Origin of the sequence: Maribacter litopenaei, assembly GCF_025244665.1 — a bacterium.
Lineage (GTDB): Bacteria > Bacteroidota > Bacteroidia > Flavobacteriales > Flavobacteriaceae > Maribacter > Maribacter litopenaei.
The window spans coordinates 635,365-651,029 of record NZ_CP104205.1 but is presented as its reverse complement, the minus strand read 5'-3'; the positions used below and the strand labels follow the sequence as shown (position 1 = coordinate 651,029).

The window sequence follows — 15,665 nt, the reverse complement described above, 5'->3', positions numbered from 1 at the left end:
TTCATCCGTTCTTCTTTTGACCCGAGACTTGACTAATTTTCTGATCTTGCCAGTCCGTAAATAAGCTAACACTGTATCCTCCGGACAAAATCGCATCAAAATTTTCCTTCAGGGATTCTAACGGAAGGTCTTGAAAAACGTCTTGCCGAACGTCAAAAGTCTTTTGGATATCCAAAGTCATTTTGGTAATGATTCCCAATGCGCCAAGATTAACTATTGCCCCATCAAAGGCTTCATCCCCTCTTTTTAGGGAAACTAGGTCTCCTTTAGCATCGACCAATTCTAGGCCAGCGACACCTGTGGCAAGATTTCCATTTTTCACACCCGAACCATGGGTAGCCGTGGCACAGGCTCCAGCAACTGAAATGTGTGGTAAGGAAGCCGATTATGCAGGGCATATCCTTTGTCATGAAGTTCCGGGGCAAAATCCCCATACTTGGCCCCAGCACCTACGGTAACCGTCATGTTTTCCTCATCCAATTCCGTAACTCCTTTGAGGTTTTCTGTCGAAATTTGGTTCAAGGGGCTATCTGCAATATTGTTGAAACAGTGTTTGGACTCCAAGGCTTTTTGGGCGCCCAATTGCTTCACTAGTTTTTGAACTTCCTCAGCCGTTTTTGGAACATGAAGTTTTTCTGCTTTATAGGTATAGTTCCCGGCCCAGTTTTTACGAATAGGTTCCAAAGGTAAATCTTCGGACATTTTGGCCTTTTCCATTTTACAGGAAGCCAAAGGATTAATTGCGGTAACCGCGGCAAAAGCCGCGGTGGTTTTAATGAATGTTTTGCGTTTCATGTTCGGTGATTATTCAAATCCGAACTTCTTTAAACCCTCATGGCTGATTTTAATAGCCTCCAAAGGCTTAAGACCGTCAAAGGTCATATCTTGCTCTACCATGTAGTATTGCATCCCTGAAAGCTCTTTTTTCGCTAAGATTCTACCAAAATCGATAGTTCCCTCTCCCACGGGAGCAAACCTTCCCTGATCGTCCATATCCTTCACGTGCCAAAGCTTGAAACGACCTGGATATTTTTCAAAATATGCTACAGGGTCGGCACCTGCTTTGGTAACCCAATATAGGTCCATTTGAAAGTTTACATATTACGGGTTACAATTTTCCAATAGGTAATCTATCATTACCACATCGTTGTCTCCCTTTTTGAACTCGAAATCGTGGTTATGGTACAATAACTTTAGACCGGCCGCATTCGCTTTTTCACCAAGGGTATCCAAAATATCGGCCAACTCCTGCGCCGTACCTTTCATACCCATGGTTCTATCTTCCATATTAAAGGTAAACATTCCCATAGGAGGAACAGGCACCACGAAATACTCAAAACCGGCAGCTTTTACATCCGCCATCATTTGATCGGCATTATCCATAGTCACAGTACCCTGGTGAGTACTTACCGGGGTTAGTCCCACTTCGGATAAATAGGCCTTAAAATCCGCAGGGGTCATATCATAGAATTTACCGTCGGCGTAACTTGCGGCCTCTATGTTTTTATACCCTGCGTCCGCTACGGCCTGTAAGGTTGCCTTGGCATCAGTACCCATATTATCGCGTACCGTATACAATGCCAATCCACCAAAATCCTCAACTTCCTCGACCGTTGTCTCGGTAGTTTCCATTTCTTCGTTTGCTTTATCGGCTTTTCCCTTACAAGAGAAAACCGGACCGAATGCAACCAAGACAAATATGTTATAGATTATTTTTTTCATGCTCATGTTGTTTTTATTAATTATTGTTCAAGTTTAAAGTTCAAAAATTTATTTAAAGCTATATAGGTAGGGTGCCTTGTGGGCCTTTCCCTGAAATAGTTTCTCGTGTCTTACCAATATTTCCATGGAGAGCATCTTCCTTTGAAAGGTGGTACGTCGCAATTTCTCGCCTAATATCGCCTCATACACCTGCTGCAGTTGCTTCATGGTGAATTTATGGGGCAGTAGATTCATCCCCACTATTTTTCTATCCAAATTATTCCGCAATACTTCAAGCGCCTTTTTTACCATCTCCTTATGATTCATCATTAATGGAGGTAGTTCGTCAATGGAATACCAATTGATACTATCCGAAAGTTCATCCGGTTTTAAGCTCACCTCTTCATAATTAATGAGGGCATAGTACCCTATGGACAAGAATCTTCCTAGCATCCAACCATATTTCTCCATATCCAGGTTGTTTTCGGTAAGAATTTTATCCATTACGCCAGGATCAGACCTTTCAAGGCTTCCGAAAGTATAGAACTGCTCTAGATAAATATCCTCTAATCCAGTCCGTTGACTGACCCCTTTCTTGACCGCGTCATCCAGGCTTTCATCCATTTTGACAAATCCTCCAGGAAGGGCAAAATATTCTGTATTATGGTACTCTAAAATAAGGATTTTCAGCTGACTACCATTAAATCCGAAAATGACCGAATCATATGATATATTCTGAATAAAATCCTGATTTTTTGCCGCACTCTTCAATTTAAATGGTTTAAAAATCCCAAAGTATCAAATAACGAACAAAACAAACAGAAAACAAAACATTATTGTAACAAAATGAGACAATAATTGAAAGGATTCCTTAATCTACTACTCTCTTATTTCAAACATATATCTGCCCGATACCAATTCCAATTGTACCTGACTAGTCTCACCCTTTGACATAATTTTGATACCCTTCGCTTTTTTAAGCTTCTTGCCATTAACCAAAACTTTCTTAATGGAATCAGTATCCAAATACAATGTAGCACTGGTATTGGCGGGAACGGTTGCAGTATAATTCCACCCACTTTCAGTCCATTCCCAAGCGCTTTCGATGCGTCCGTATATACTATCATAATAACCTTTGGCATATGTCATTTCCTTATCTGGATCAGGTACAGGTTGTAAGATAAAATGTTTAAATCCAGGGTTATCCTCGTCACGCTGGATTCCTAAGGAATAATTATACATCCATGCGGCTACTGCCCCAAAGGAATAATGGTTAAATGAGTTCATGCTGTTGTTGCCGCTAAATCCGTTTTCCACTGTATAGGAATTTAATCGCTCCCATATGGTTGTTGCTCCGTTCTTTACGGAATACAGCCATGATGGATATGTGGTCTGCTGCAATAACCTATATGCCATCTCATTCTTTCCATTTTTCGATAACGCATGGATTAGCGACGCAGTCCCAATAAAACCGGTCATTAAGGAATATTCCGGACGGACTATTCCAAGCTCGTCCTCATTAATTCTTTGAATCGTGGTCACCAAGTTAGAAATTGACTTCCCCTTATTTTCTTCACTCAAAACACCCATATCCAAAGGAATCGCATAGGATGCCTGGGTGTCCACAAAATCGCCCGCCTTTTTTCGCTTATCCTCAGGCAAAGGAGGGCCAAAACGCATGCTTTGGTTTCCAAGATGCAATGATTTGCCAGTTTCACTATCAACATAAGTGTCGTTGAAGAATTTCTTACGTTCTTCATATTTCATTTGGTAGATTTCGGCATCGGCTTTTTTGCCGAGCAACTTGGCGGTTTTTGTCAATATTTCCAAATCCCTAAGATGGTAGGCTGTCCAAAAAGCCGTATCCTCGTTCTTGAATCCTTCCGGACTCAGCCAATCACCCAAGGGTCCTTCATTGATAACTCCGGTCTCAGAATTAATTTTTGAACTTAAAAATGCCTCATAGCGTTTCATGGCATCATAATGTTCGGCCAATAAAGCCAAATCACCATATTGTTGATACACTTCCCAAGCCACAATAATACCGGCGCTTCCCCAAAGCGGTCCCGCCAAATCCGCCCCCAACCGGAGCTACATCGGTAAAGCGTCCATCCTCGCGTTGCACATCTCGCATGGCGAGCATATGCCTATCCAAAAAAGGCTCCACGTCCGCCAAGTAGGTAGATGCTTTTGAAAATACGTTGATATCACCGCTCCAGCCCATACGCTCATTTCTAGCTGGGGTATCCGTGGGAATGGACAAGAAATTTCCCCGTAAGACCATGTGATATTTTCCCGCAGTTTGTTCACCAATTCATTAGAGGTTTCATATTTAGAAGAAAGCCTATCTATAGAACTGATGACCAATCCTTTAATATTCTCCATCGGAACGGGAGCATCGACCCCGGTAATCTCTAAAAACCGAAAGCCATGAAACGTAAACCGAGGCCTTATGGTTTCCTCTCCCCCTTTTCGAATATATATATCCTGGGTGAGGGCTGCCCTAATATTCTCCAACATGACCATACCCACATTGGGATCATATTCCCTTAAATTAGGATACTTGACCTCAGCATACCGCAGGGTTATGGTGTCGCCGGCCTGTCCCGGTGGAAGTTTAATTTCCGGAAAACCGACCATATTTTGGTTCATGTCATATACATACACCCCAGGCCTTACTTCTTCCATAGACACGGGTTCCAATTCTTTTACTATAGAAGCATTTTCCCCAATTTGGCCAATTATTTCAAGGTTTTCATATGTTAAACCATCATCTGGATAGGTGGTGCCTTCCAACGAAACCTCCTTTACAGGTTTCCATGATGCATCATCAAAACCGGTTGTAGACCAGCCTTCGACGACAGCTTCCTTGGTCGCGTCATATACCTCCCCTTGGAAAAAACTACCATATTGAATTGGCCCGTCTGTAAATAGTTTCCAATCGGTATTGCTGGTGACCATCTTTTCAGTTCCATCCTCATAGGTAATGATCAATTGGGCTAGAAGCGATTGCCTATCCCCAAAAAAGTTCCAATGCTCCCCGCTATAGGTAATATTTCCACTCCACCAACCTTCGCTCAACCAAGCACCTAAAGCATTTTCCTTACCTACCCTTTCGGTCACATCATAGGTCTGATACATGTGGGTCTTATTGTATTGTGTCAACCCGGGATTGAAATAGTCATTTCCTACCCGTTCACCGTTTAGGTATATTTCATAAATGCCTCTTGCCGTCACATACAATCTTGCCTTGGCTACTTTTTTATCCGCTATATCGAAGGTGGTTCTAAGCATAGGCGCGGAATTTCTGCTTGGGTCGGCCACAATCAAATTTCCTTCCTTTTCTCCCGAAATGGATAAGCCATTTGGCTTTAAAACGAGATCGGTATTATTTTCCATAGCTTCCTTTAAAAATACCGTTGTACGAATCGGTATCCGCTAAACCCTCTGAAAACAATGCGTTTGATGGCGTCCTAAAGTTTTTAATTTGGAGATTTGAAAAATAGGCCTGTTGACCTTCTCCTACATAAAAGCCGATATCCGCCACCATTGGAAAACTAATATAGTCATTCCCCTTTCCGACAGGATTTAGATTAAAACCAACCCGACCCCTAGGTGGTGGATTGGTATCGTCATTGCCCGAAATTTTATTAGCAGGCTCCCATCCGTCCAAAAAAACCTCAAACAGGCCAAAATTACAAGCCATATGAAAAGTATGGTTTTGATACTTGTTTTCCTGATTGATCAAGTTTAATGGAATATCATAACTGCGAAATGGCATTTCATCACTATCTTCAGGAGCATATCCTACACGATATACATTGAATTTTGCCAAGCCGGATTCAGAACCGTCCACTTCAGAAATATCCAATTCAAAACGAATATAACTCTCGTCCTTTCCCGAAGCTACCCCTTGAATATTCTTGTCCTTGTCCATTAGACGCCGATCATTGGCCCCAAACACAAAAGAGGCTTTGGTACTTTTGGATTTTTGATTCAACTGCATCCCATATTCCAACTTAAAGACGGACAAATAATGGGAGTACAGTACCAAATCTTCGTCCCCTCCCCCGATCCACTGGGCATTGTTCCACTCACTGGAATTTGGATCAGGATCCATCAAGCCAGTTTCGAACCATGAAGCATTGGTAGAAACGTTATCATCCTGATCCCATATTGAGAGGTTCCATGTATATCTCGGTCCTTGGTTGTAATTTTTGTCCTTCGTAAGGTATTGCCAGCGAACTATCGCTATTGACTCTTCTACTATCCCGCACCAACTCACCGCCTTCTGAACGTACCTGTATCTGATATCCCTTTTGAAATTGACCAATTTCGTTTTGTTTCGTTTCCATTTGCCACCCAAACCGAGGAATCTCTACATCGATACCCAAGGGGGTGGGTAAATATTCCACTGTGAGCTCTTTGGTAGGAGTTTGGGCGTTCGTAAAAACACAAGTTAACAATAGGACAATAGGAAATAGTGTTCTTTTAAGCATGTTATATCTCATTTTAAGTACTTTAAATTACTTGGCCACTCTTTTTACAGAGCCACCATTCGAATATATTTTTTTATTTGACAATAACCGTTATGTACTGTTAGCTTCATTGTATAAAAGTTAAAAAATTATCACTTTCTTAATTTAGTATCTTCGAAAAACAATTGTACCCCTATGTTGCATCTTATCGACATTATTGAAGATTCCAAAGTTCCAAAGTACAAGCAGATTATCAATTCTCTTTTCTCGGCCATTGAAAACGGCGACATCAAAAAAAATGATAAACTACCCTCTGTAAATGAGCTATTGATAGAGTTTGATATATCGAGGGATACCATAGTAAGGGCCTACGATTACCTAAAAAAAATGGAATTGATAGAATCGGTTCCTGGTAAAGGCTATTACATAAAGAAGGATGATTTGGTTCTAAAGGCCAAAGTGTTTCTTCTGTTCAACAAATTAAGTGCGCACAAAAAAATTATCTACGACGCCTTTGCCAAAGAGTTGGGCGACAATGCTACCATTGACTTCTTCATTTACGACAATAATTATAGGCAGTTTAAAAATCTTATTGAGGCCAGTAAAGCCAGGGACTATACCCATTATGCGATTATATGCCATTTTGAGGAAGGTGGTGAGGACCTCATCAATTTTATCAAGACCCAAATTCCAAAAGAGAAGCTGCTCATCCTGGATAAAAGAGTAGATCAATTAGGTGCCTCGGTGGGTTGTATCTATCAGGATTTTGAAAAGAATATCTATGAAGCTTTGGCAGAATTGAATCCCCAACTAAAAAAATACAAACAGATTAAATTGTTACTACGTAAAAGAACCTACCACCCCATCGAAATAAAAAACGGGTTTATAAAATTCTGTGGTCAATATGCCTACGATTTTCAGATTGTAGAGGAAATAGAGAACGAGATTATAGAAAAAGATACCGCCTATATAAATCTTATGGAAAATGACTTGGTAATTCTCATAAAAAAAATAAAGGAAACCCATTTTGTCCTCGGTAAAGAAGTGGGTATTATTTCTTACAATGATACTCCCTTAAAGGAAATTCTTCCGGATGGCATTACGGTAATCTCAACCAATTTTGAACAATTGGGAAAGGAGGCCGCCAAATTGGTCATCAATAAACAAAAACAGCAAAAAGAGAATCCCTTTTATGTTATTTTAAGGAAGTCTTTGTAGACCATTGAAATGTTTACAACAGAACAGTGCAGAACAGAAATCAATGATTAAATAAGTAACCTTGCAACTCTGTAACACATACCTAAAAATGACCTCAAAAACCCATATTCTTATTAGTTTCATGATCGGATTATTTATAGTATCCTGTACCGAGAATGCAACACTTGAAAAGTTCGATGAAGACGTTTTGGTCAAGAACTTTCAAAATCCACCTAATGAGGCCAAACCTAGGGTTTGGTGGCATTGGATGAACGGCAACGTAACCAAGGAGGGTATTCGAAAGGATTTAGAGTGGATGTCTCGCACGGGCATAGGTGGATTTCAGAATTTTGATGCCAATTTATTTACCCCTATTGTAGTGGAAAAGAAGTTGGTTTTTATGGAACCTGACTGGAAAGATGCTTTCAAGTTTACCACGGACTTAGCCGACAGCCTTAATTTGGAAATGGCCATTGCAGGTTCTCCGGGATGGAGCGTTACCGGTGATTCATGGGTAGAGCCCAAAGATGGTATGAAGAAATACGTATGGTCGGAATTGGTGTTGGAGGGTAACCAAACATTCAATGGAGCCCTACCTGCTCCTCCGAAGCAAACTGGGGCCTTTCAAAATGTACAAGCCGGAGAAGGAATAAGGATGAAGGAAGAATTGCGGGAGCTTCCGGAATTCTATGAAGATGCAGCAATCGTCGCATTTAAAATGGATGAAACTCCCAAAAACTTAAAGAACTTAAATCCAAAAGTGACCTCTTCAAGAGGGATATTCAATCTCTCGGAATTGACCGACGGCGACTTGGACAGTAGCACCTATTTGCCCCCATCCAGTGTTGGCGAAAACATGTGGATTCAGTATGAGTTTGATTCACCGATAGCTTTTAGTGCCTACTCGGTAACTGGAGCCTATCACAGTGAATTGGAACAATTTCAAGGAAGTCCAAACAATCGCAGCCTTTGGGTTAGTAACGACGGACAGAATTTTACAAAAGTGACCGATATACCCGGAACCTTGGTACCTCAGACAACCGGAAGTTTCCCGAAACCACATCAAAATATTGGCGATTTGCCATTGAGACCCTACCCTCTGCCCCATCGGGTATAGGAGCTTTATTCGGTGCTCCGGCACCGAGTGAACCGGACGGGATACAAGTTGCAGAATTCAATTTATTTTCTACGCCCCGATTACCGCTATTTGAACAAAAAGCCGGTTTTGCCGCTTGGAGGGAAAAACCGTTATTACAAGACACTAAAATGTCTCGGTGTAGACCCCAATCAGGTTGTGGACTTAACAGAAAAAATGGATTCGGATGGGAACTTACAATGGGAAGTACCCCAAGGAACTTGGAAAATCATTCGTCTAGGGTATAGCCTAACGGGAAGGGAAAACCACCCTGCTTCTCCTGAGGCTACCGGACTGGAAGTGGACAAACTAGACCCGGACGCAGTGAGACGATACATCAACACCTATTTGGATATGTATAAGGACGCCACTGGTGGAAAAATGGGTGAAAATGGATTGGGATATATTATTCTCGGACAGTTACGAAGCGGGCCATATGAATTGACCCACAATATGATGGCCGAATTTGAACATCGTAGGGGGTATACAATGACTCCATACATTCCAGTATTGACAGGTCATATTGTGGGTGACCTGTACCAATCCGAGAAGTTCTTATGGGACTTTAGAAAAACCATCGGGGAAATGATTTCTGATTATCACTATGACATCATTGGTGAAGAGCTACACAAAAGAGGTATGAAACGCTATACCGAATCGCACGAAGGTGGTAGAATTTATTTGGCTGACGGTATGGACGTAAAACGAAATGCCGACATTCCAATGAGTGCCATGTGACCCCCGGGGGTCTAGCACCAGGACCGGATGAGGAAGTACGCAGCGAGGCGGATATAAGGGAAGCGGCATCTGTAGCAAATATTTATGGTAAACCTTATGTAGCTGCAGAATCCATGACGTCCATACAAAATGCGTTTTCATGGCATCCGAGAAAAACTCAAACGTACGGCTGATTTGGAATTAGCGTCCGGACTCAACCGATATGTTATCCACACCTCTGTACATCAGCCTTTGGACGACAAAATGCCCGGATTTTCACTGGGCCCTTTTGGACAATATTTTGGGCGTCAGGAAACTTGGTCGGGAGCGGGTGCAAAATCTTGGGTCGATTACTTATCCCGCAGTTCCTATTTATTGCAGCAAGGACAAAACGTAGCCGATATTCTTTATCTCTACGGTGAAAATGATAACGTTACCCTTATCAGTACAGAGAGCCTCCCTGATATTCCAAAGGGACATGAATTCGACTTTACCAGTGCAACCATTCTAAAGGAAGCCATCTCAGCTGAAAATGGAACCTTAGAGGCCAAAAGCGGAGTGACCTATGAACTCCTGCAATTAGACGAAGGAACACAAAGAATGACTTTATCAACCCTTCAAAAAGTAAAGGAACTAGCAGACGCAGGTGTTAGGATTAAAGGTGCCAAACCGTTGGATTCGCCAAGTTTAACTGACGATTCTGAAGCATTTGCTTCGTTGGCGGATGAGATTTGGGCAAAACCAAATGTGGGTGAAGACATTAGCCTTGATGTGGCCAAAGATGTTGACGTTACGGGAACCGAGCATAAAATCCTTTTTAGACATCGCAAGAAAGGAGATGACCATATTTATTGGTTAAATAATAGAAGTGTGGATGCTACTACGGCCAATGTATCCTTTCGAGTACAAGGTAAAAAACCACAAAAATGGAACCCTCAAACCGGTGAAATTTCAGATGTTTCCTATTCCATAAGAGATGGCAGAACTAGTCTAGACCTTTCCTTTGATTCCTGGGATGCATTCTTTATTCTATTTATAGAAGAAGCAGAAACGGAATCATTTGCAGTGCCGAGAGATGGCCAAACAAACAATTGCTACCATTGAAGGTCCTTGGGAAGTTTCATTTCAGGAAAATAGGGGTGCACCCTCAAATGTCACTTTTGAAAGTTTACTAAGCTGGACAGAGAACCCGGATGAAACCATTAACTATTTTTCCGGGACTGCCACCTACACGAATTCGTTTGACCTGTCAGAAATCCAAGAGGGGGGTAATTATCAGATTGACCTAGGGGACGTAAAAAATATAGCGGAAGTGACTCTAAATGGGCAAAACTTGGGTGCCGTTTGGAAAACACCTTTTGTTTTCAATGCCAATGAAGCCTTAAAGTCAGGAGAAAATAAATTGGAAATAAAAGTAACGAACACTTGGGTCAACCGTTTGATCGGCGATGCCAAAAAGAAACCGGAGGAAAGAATAACCTTTACAACCATGCCCTTTTATCAAGGTGATGAACCTTTACCGACCTCAGGCCTATTGGGCCCTGTTGAAATTAAAATTCTTAATAAAAAATAAGCTATTCATATAAAAACACATCCAATGATTACAAGTACGAAAAAGTTTAAATATGTAGACTACCTATGGGATGAAGAAAAAGCAGCTGCATTGGGAGACAATCAAGTGGAATTGTTCCTTTATAGATCCAATATTTTGGGTGCCGATCTACGAATTACCAATTACGGAGGTGGTAATACAAGTTGCAAAACGATAGAAAAAGACCCCTTAACCAATGAAGATGTTGAAGTCATGTGGATCAAAGGTTCAGGTGGTGATATCGGCACCTTAACAAGAGCTGGAATTGCAGGTTTATATACCGAAAGACTGCGCAATCTTAAAAACGTATATGGCGGACTGGATGATGAAGACCGCATGGTTGGACTCTTCAATCATTGTATTTATGATTTGGATAGCAGGGCACCTTCTATTGACACCCCCTTGCATGGGCTACTCCCCTTTAAACACATAGATCACTTGCACCCGGATGCCCTCATTGCTGTGGCGGCCGCAAAGGATAGCGAAAAAGTTACGAAAGAAATTTGGGGAGATACCATGGGATGGGTACCATGGCAACGACCTGGTTTTGACCTGGGTCTTCAGTTGGAAAAATGTTTGAACGATAACCCAGGCATTCGTGGTATTGTATTGGGTAGCCATGGATTGTTCACTTGGGGCGATACTTCCTACGAATGTTACATGAATAGCTTGGAAGTAATAGAAATGGCCTCTGAATTTATCGAAAAGAAAATCAAGGAAAATGGAAGTGTTTTCGGCGGACAAAAAGTAACCTCATTACCCGAAAAAGAACGAAAAGAAAAAGCAGCACAATTAATGCCTTTATTAAGAGGACTTTGTTCTTCCGAAGCTAGAATGATTGGTCACTTTAACGATAGTGATGTTGTTCTAGAATACATCAATAGTAACGACTTGGAACGATTGGCACCCATGGGTACCTCCTGCCCCGATCATTTCTTGAGAACGAAAATCCAACCTTTGGTGCTGGATTTGGATGTGAACGAAGACACGAACGATTCCGATGCATTATTGAAAAAATTGGAACCTGCCTTCGAAAAATATCGTGAGGAATACAAGGAGTACTACGAAAATTGCAAACGGCCTAATAGTCCGGCCATGCGGGACCCTAATCCGGTCATAATCATTTACCCGGGAGTGGGCATGTTCAGTTTTGCCAAAAACAAGCAGACTACTAGGGTCGCCAATGAATTTTATGTAAACGCCATTAACGTCATGCGAGGTGCAGAGGCAATAACGGAATATACATCACTACCAAGACAGGAAGCATTTGACATTGAGTATTGGTTGTTGGAAGAGGCTAAATTACAGCGTATGCCCAAGGAAAAGCCACTTTCAAGAAAAGTAGCTCTAGTTACCGGTGCGGGTGGAGGAATAGGCAAGGCAATCGCCGATAAATTGGCCCAAGAAGGCGCCAATGTAATTCTAAGTGATATTGCCGAAGATCGTTTACAGGAAGCTGTAGAAACGTATCCAAGAGATGTCGCTAGTTATGCGGTGTGCGATGTAACCAAAACGGAATCCATTGAAGATGCCTATAAAAAAGCCTGTTTGGAGTTTGGAGGAATAGACATCGTTATTCATAGCGCTGGCTTGGCAATTTCAAAACCCTTGACCGAAACGACCGAAAAAGATTGGGACCTCCTTCAAAATGTATTGGTGAAAGGTCAATTTGAATTGGCCAAACAAGGGGTAGCCATCATGAGACAGCAAGGACTAGGTGGGGATATCATCAATATAGCAAGTAAAAATGGATTGGTTTCAGGCCCCAACAATGTTGGATATGGAACCGCCAAAGCAGCACAACAACACATGTCTAGATTACTGGCGGCAGAATTGGCCTCCGATAAGATTAGGGTAAATGTCGTGAATCCGGATGGTGTAATTGTTGGTAGCAAAATATGGGAAGGTGAATGGGCGCAAGGACGCGCCAAGGCCTATGGTATTACAGTAGACGAACTTCCCGCACATTATGCCAAAAGAAACCTACTCAATGAAATTATCTACCCGGAGGACATTGCCAATGGGGTTTTTGCCCTAGTCGGCATATTGGACAAATCCACTGGAAACATTATCAATGTTGATGGGGGTATGGCCAATGCATTTGTAAGATAATCGTGTTAATTTTAAGTTGAGGGAAATCTCCACAAGCATAATGCTTGTGGAATTTCTCTATTTAATGAAAGGTATGATAGTAAACAAATCAGATATAGCATCGGATAATCAAAAATCACTTCAAGACCATCAAGATAAATTTGATTTTTTGGCCAATTCTTTGGCAAAATCAGAAATTAATGTAGATGATCTTGTAAATAAACTGGCCAACTTCCAAGTGGCCATTCCCAGCTGGGCCTTGGGTGCAGGAGGAACGCGCTTTGGCCGTTTTTCCTATGGTGGAGAGCCAGGTACTTTGGAACAAAAGATGGACGATGTAGGAGTCATCCACTCGTTGACGCAAACCGCTGGGGCCATCTCGCTTCATATTCCTTGGGACATACCAACAGACTATGAAGCCATCAAACAAAAAGCAGCCCAACACGACCTTATCTTCGATGCTGTAAATTCAAACACTTTTCAAGATCAAAAAGATGCCAAGGAAAGTTACAGATATGGTTCATTAAGTAATACGAGCGATGCGGCAAGGGACCAAGCAGTACAACATAATATAGATGTCATCAAAATTGGGGAGAAACTAGGTTCCAAAAGCCTAACGGTTTGGTTAGCTGATGGTATCAATTTCCCGGGACAGGGCAACTTTCAATCCGCACTTCAACATACGGAGGATAGCTTAAAAAAGATTTACAATTCCATGCCCGAAGATTGGAGCCTTTTCATTGAATACAAACCTTATGAGCCCAACTTCTACAGCACAGTAATTCAGGACTGGGGTACTTCGTTTATGTTGGCCAATGCTTGTGGCGATAGGGCGTATACCTTGGTGGATTTGGGGCATCACCTGCCCAATACCAATATTGAACAGATCGTTGCGACGCTCATGCTCAAGGGAAAATTGGGAGGTTTTCACTTTAACGATAGTAAATATGGGGATGATGATCTTACCGTAGGCTCCATTAAGCCTTATGCCCTTTTCCTTATCTTCAATGAACTGGTTCAAGGAATGCAGCACAATCCCCAAAATCCCTATCCGGCTTGGATGATCGATGCAAGCCATAATATCAAAGATCCGCTAGAGGACTTGATACAATCATTGGAAGCCATTCAGGAAGCATATGCCAAAGCAATGCTTATCGATCAGAATAAATTAAGGGAAGCCCAAGCAGCGCATGATGTGGCACTTTGCCAAGAAATTATACAATCTGCCTATCGGATCGATGTAAGACCCTTATTGGAAAAAGCCCGATTGGCACGAGGAGGAGCCCTCTCACCTATTCAGACCTATCGAAACCTAAAAGTAAGGGAAACATTGATAAAAGAAAGAGGTCTTCATTCGGTAGCATCGGGACTTTAAGTTATGCAGAACGTAACGGCCATATTTGACATTGGTAAGACCAATAAAAAGTTTTTCCTTTTCGACGCCAATTTTCAGGAGGTGTACCGGGAATATACTTCGTTCGATACCATAGAAGATGAGGACGGTCATCCTACGGAAAACTTACCTGCACTTCAAAAATGGCTAAAAAATGTTTTTGACAGCATACTTAACGAAGGGAAGTTCAATGTAATCGCCATAAATTTCTCAACCTATGGCGCCAGTTTGGTGCATTTGGACGAAAATGGGGAAGTGCTTACCCCTTTGTATAATTACACCAAACCCTTGGAAAACGAGATTATTGAATCGTTTTTTGAAAAATACAGTCCAGAAGATGAATTTGCAGCCATTACCGGATCCACAAATTCAGGGATGCTGAATTCCGGGATGCAATTGTATTGGCTGAAAACCAAAAAACCGGACCTTTTTAAAAAAATTAGATACTCTCTACATCTTCCTCAGTATATCAGTTACGTTTTTACCGGAATTCCACTAAGCGAATATACCAGTATTGGTTGCCATACAGCTTTATGGGATTATTCTAAAAAAGACTATCACTCTTGGGTTTATGCAGAAGGTCTTCATAAAATATTCCCTCCTATCGTTTCCACGGAGACCAGTATCAATATGAACTATAATGGAAAACGAATTAAAATTGGTGTAGGCATCCATGATAGTTCTGCAGCTTTGCTCCCTTATGTTCGTAGTATAGAGAAGAAGTTTGTATTGGTTTCTACAGGCACATGGAGTATTACCTTAAACCCATTTGAAAATGGCGTATTATCTAAAACTGAAGTAAAGCAGGATTGCATCAATTATATGCGGATCAATGGAAAGCCAGTGAAATCCACCCGATTGTTTTTAGGAAACGAGTATAGTCATCAGATTAAAATCCTATCGGAGCATTACCAAGTTTCCGAAGATTATCACACCTCGGTTGCATTTGATATGGAATTATATCTGAAGTTAAAAAAGGATTTTCAGCACAGGTTTTCATGGAAGGCTTTAAACAGTCCTGAAATGCCTACTAGAACCGTACTTAACTATGATACTTTTGAAGAGGCCTACCACCAATTGATGATGGAATTGGTGGAACTGCAAGTGAAAAGTATAAAAATGGCCCAAGGGGCTATGAGTATCAAAAGACTATATATCGATGGTGGATTCAGTGATAATGAAATTTATATTCAGTTGTTATCCGATGCCTTAAAAGATATGAAACTCAGAACAACGGATTCCTCCTTAGGATCAGCTTTGGGAGCAGCCATCGCCATTTCTGATGTGAAATTAAATTCCAAGTTTTTAAAGAATAATTACTCGTTAAAAAAACACGTACCTTTTATTACCAAATAAAAAGCA

The 15,665-nt window shown here is 41.5% G+C and carries 16 protein-coding genes and 2 pseudogenes; 9 read left to right on the top strand and 9 right to left on the bottom strand.

All coding sequences use genetic code 11. The annotated features are described in order from the left end of the window. Position 1: 1 nt before the first annotated feature. The 9 genes and pseudogenes from NYZ99_RS03330 to NYZ99_RS03290 all read right to left on the bottom strand — a co-directional run bounded on the left by NYZ99_RS03330 (position 2) and on the right by NYZ99_RS03290 (position 6,212). Complete coding sequence (locus NYZ99_RS03330) at positions 2-322, bottom strand: hypothetical protein (protein WP_260573511.1); 321 nt, start codon at positions 320-322, stop codon at positions 2-4. Beyond that, positions 319-795 carry an FAD-binding protein gene (locus tag NYZ99_RS03325; protein WP_260573510.1) on the bottom strand — a complete coding sequence of 159 codons (477 nt, stop codon included), beginning with the start codon at positions 793-795 and terminating at the stop codon, positions 319-321. The genes NYZ99_RS03330 and NYZ99_RS03325 overlap by 4 nt, the downstream gene beginning before the upstream one ends. 9 nt (positions 796-804) lie before the next feature. Further along, positions 805-1,632, bottom strand: a pseudogene (locus NYZ99_RS03320) (sugar phosphate isomerase/epimerase family protein). A 138-nt stretch (positions 1,633-1,770) separates the two neighbouring features. Then, complete coding sequence (locus NYZ99_RS03315; RefSeq protein WP_260573507.1) at positions 1,771-2,472, bottom strand: NUDIX hydrolase; 702 nt, start codon at positions 2,470-2,472, stop codon at positions 1,771-1,773. A 108-nt stretch (positions 2,473-2,580) separates the two neighbouring features. Further along, positions 2,581-3,786 carry an alpha-L-rhamnosidase-related protein gene (locus NYZ99_RS03310; protein ID WP_260573505.1) on the bottom strand — a complete coding sequence of 402 codons (1,206 nt, stop codon included), beginning with the start codon at positions 3,784-3,786 and terminating at the stop codon, positions 2,581-2,583. Next, the gene (locus tag NYZ99_RS03305; protein ID WP_260573503.1) at positions 3,707-3,925 is read right to left on the bottom strand and encodes an alpha-L-rhamnosidase-related protein; all 219 of its coding nucleotides are present in this window, start codon (positions 3,923-3,925) and stop codon (positions 3,707-3,709) included. The genes NYZ99_RS03310 and NYZ99_RS03305 overlap by 80 nt, the downstream gene beginning before the upstream one ends. Before the next feature lie 194 nt (positions 3,926-4,119). After that, positions 4,120-4,995: pseudogene (locus tag NYZ99_RS03300) on the bottom strand (family 78 glycoside hydrolase catalytic domain); the annotation flags it as partial. 94 nt (positions 4,996-5,089) lie between these two features. Further along, positions 5,090-5,821 (bottom strand): hypothetical protein, encoded by a 732-nt coding sequence (locus NYZ99_RS03295; RefSeq protein ID WP_260573501.1) that lies wholly within the window; start codon positions 5,819-5,821, stop codon positions 5,090-5,092. Between the two features lie 40 nt (positions 5,822-5,861). After that, positions 5,862-6,212 (bottom strand): glycoside hydrolase family 78 protein, encoded by a 351-nt coding sequence (locus tag NYZ99_RS03290; RefSeq protein WP_260573499.1) that lies wholly within the window; start codon positions 6,210-6,212, stop codon positions 5,862-5,864. Positions 6,213-6,374: 162 nt separating this feature from the next. Between NYZ99_RS03290 and NYZ99_RS03285 the strand changes: the two genes are divergently transcribed. From NYZ99_RS03285 to NYZ99_RS03245, 9 genes are all read left to right on the top strand, one after another. Continuing rightward, positions 6,375-7,397 (top strand): GntR family transcriptional regulator, encoded by a 1,023-nt coding sequence (locus tag NYZ99_RS03285; RefSeq protein ID WP_260573497.1) that lies wholly within the window; start codon positions 6,375-6,377, stop codon positions 7,395-7,397. Between the two features lie 88 nt (positions 7,398-7,485). Beyond that, positions 7,486-8,493, top strand: coding sequence for a glycosyl hydrolase (locus NYZ99_RS03280; RefSeq protein ID WP_260573494.1), 1,008 nt, complete (start codon positions 7,486-7,488; stop codon positions 8,491-8,493). Between the two features lie 90 nt (positions 8,494-8,583). Then, positions 8,584-9,249 carry a glycosyl hydrolase gene (locus NYZ99_RS03275; RefSeq protein WP_260573491.1) on the top strand — a complete coding sequence of 222 codons (666 nt, stop codon included), beginning with the start codon at positions 8,584-8,586 and terminating at the stop codon, positions 9,247-9,249. Next, positions 9,246-9,422 carry a glycosyl hydrolase gene (locus tag NYZ99_RS03270; protein WP_260573490.1) on the top strand — a complete coding sequence of 59 codons (177 nt, stop codon included), beginning with the start codon at positions 9,246-9,248 and terminating at the stop codon, positions 9,420-9,422. Before NYZ99_RS03275 ends, NYZ99_RS03270 begins: the two co-directional genes overlap by 4 nt. Position 9,423: 1 nt before the next feature. Continuing rightward, a complete protein-coding gene (locus tag NYZ99_RS03265) occupies positions 9,424-10,332 on the top strand; it encodes a glycosyl hydrolase (RefSeq protein ID WP_260573489.1) in 909 nt (302 codons plus the stop codon). After that, complete coding sequence (locus tag NYZ99_RS03260) at positions 10,304-10,801, top strand: glycosylhydrolase-like jelly roll fold domain-containing protein (protein WP_260573488.1); 498 nt, start codon at positions 10,304-10,306, stop codon at positions 10,799-10,801. The genes NYZ99_RS03265 and NYZ99_RS03260 overlap by 29 nt, the downstream gene beginning before the upstream one ends. Before the next feature lie 24 nt (positions 10,802-10,825). Further along, a complete protein-coding gene (locus NYZ99_RS03255; RefSeq protein ID WP_260573487.1) occupies positions 10,826-12,931 on the top strand; it encodes a bifunctional aldolase/short-chain dehydrogenase in 2,106 nt (701 codons plus the stop codon). A gap of 73 nt (positions 12,932-13,004) precedes the next feature. After that, a complete protein-coding gene (locus NYZ99_RS03250; RefSeq protein ID WP_260573486.1) occupies positions 13,005-14,285 on the top strand; it encodes a sugar isomerase in 1,281 nt (426 codons plus the stop codon). 3 nt (positions 14,286-14,288) lie between these two features. Then, entirely contained in the window at positions 14,289-15,659 is a 1,371-nt protein-coding gene (locus NYZ99_RS03245; RefSeq protein ID WP_260573485.1) for an FGGY-family carbohydrate kinase, read from the top strand. The last annotated feature ends 6 nt before the right edge of the window (positions 15,660-15,665 follow it).

Excerpts from the sequence above, each read along its gene's own strand:
- NYZ99_RS03295 (WP_260573501.1), bottom strand. The coding sequence starts at position 5,821 with ATGGATCCTGATCCAAATTCCAGTGAGTGGAACAATGCCCAGTGGATC.
- NYZ99_RS03250 (WP_260573486.1), top strand. The coding sequence starts at position 13,005 with ATGATAGTAAACAAATCAGATATAGCATCGGATAATCAAAAATCACTT.
- NYZ99_RS03290 (WP_260573499.1), bottom strand. The coding sequence starts at position 6,212 with ATGAGATATAACATGCTTAAAAGAACACTATTTCCTATTGTCCTATTG.
- NYZ99_RS03260 (WP_260573488.1), top strand. The coding sequence starts at position 10,304 with ATGGCCAAACAAACAATTGCTACCATTGAAGGTCCTTGGGAAGTTTCA.
- NYZ99_RS03305 (WP_260573503.1), bottom strand. The coding sequence starts at position 3,925 with ATGGGCTGGAGCGGTGATATCAACGTATTTTCAAAAGCATCTACCTAC.
- NYZ99_RS03285 (WP_260573497.1), top strand. The coding sequence starts at position 6,375 with ATGTTGCATCTTATCGACATTATTGAAGATTCCAAAGTTCCAAAGTAC.
- NYZ99_RS03255 (WP_260573487.1), top strand. The coding sequence starts at position 10,826 with ATGATTACAAGTACGAAAAAGTTTAAATATGTAGACTACCTATGGGAT.
- NYZ99_RS03325 (WP_260573510.1), bottom strand. The coding sequence starts at position 795 with ATGAAACGCAAAACATTCATTAAAACCACCGCGGCTTTTGCCGCGGTT.
- NYZ99_RS03280 (WP_260573494.1), top strand. The coding sequence starts at position 7,486 with ATGACCTCAAAAACCCATATTCTTATTAGTTTCATGATCGGATTATTT.
- NYZ99_RS03245 (WP_260573485.1), top strand. The coding sequence starts at position 14,289 with ATGCAGAACGTAACGGCCATATTTGACATTGGTAAGACCAATAAAAAG.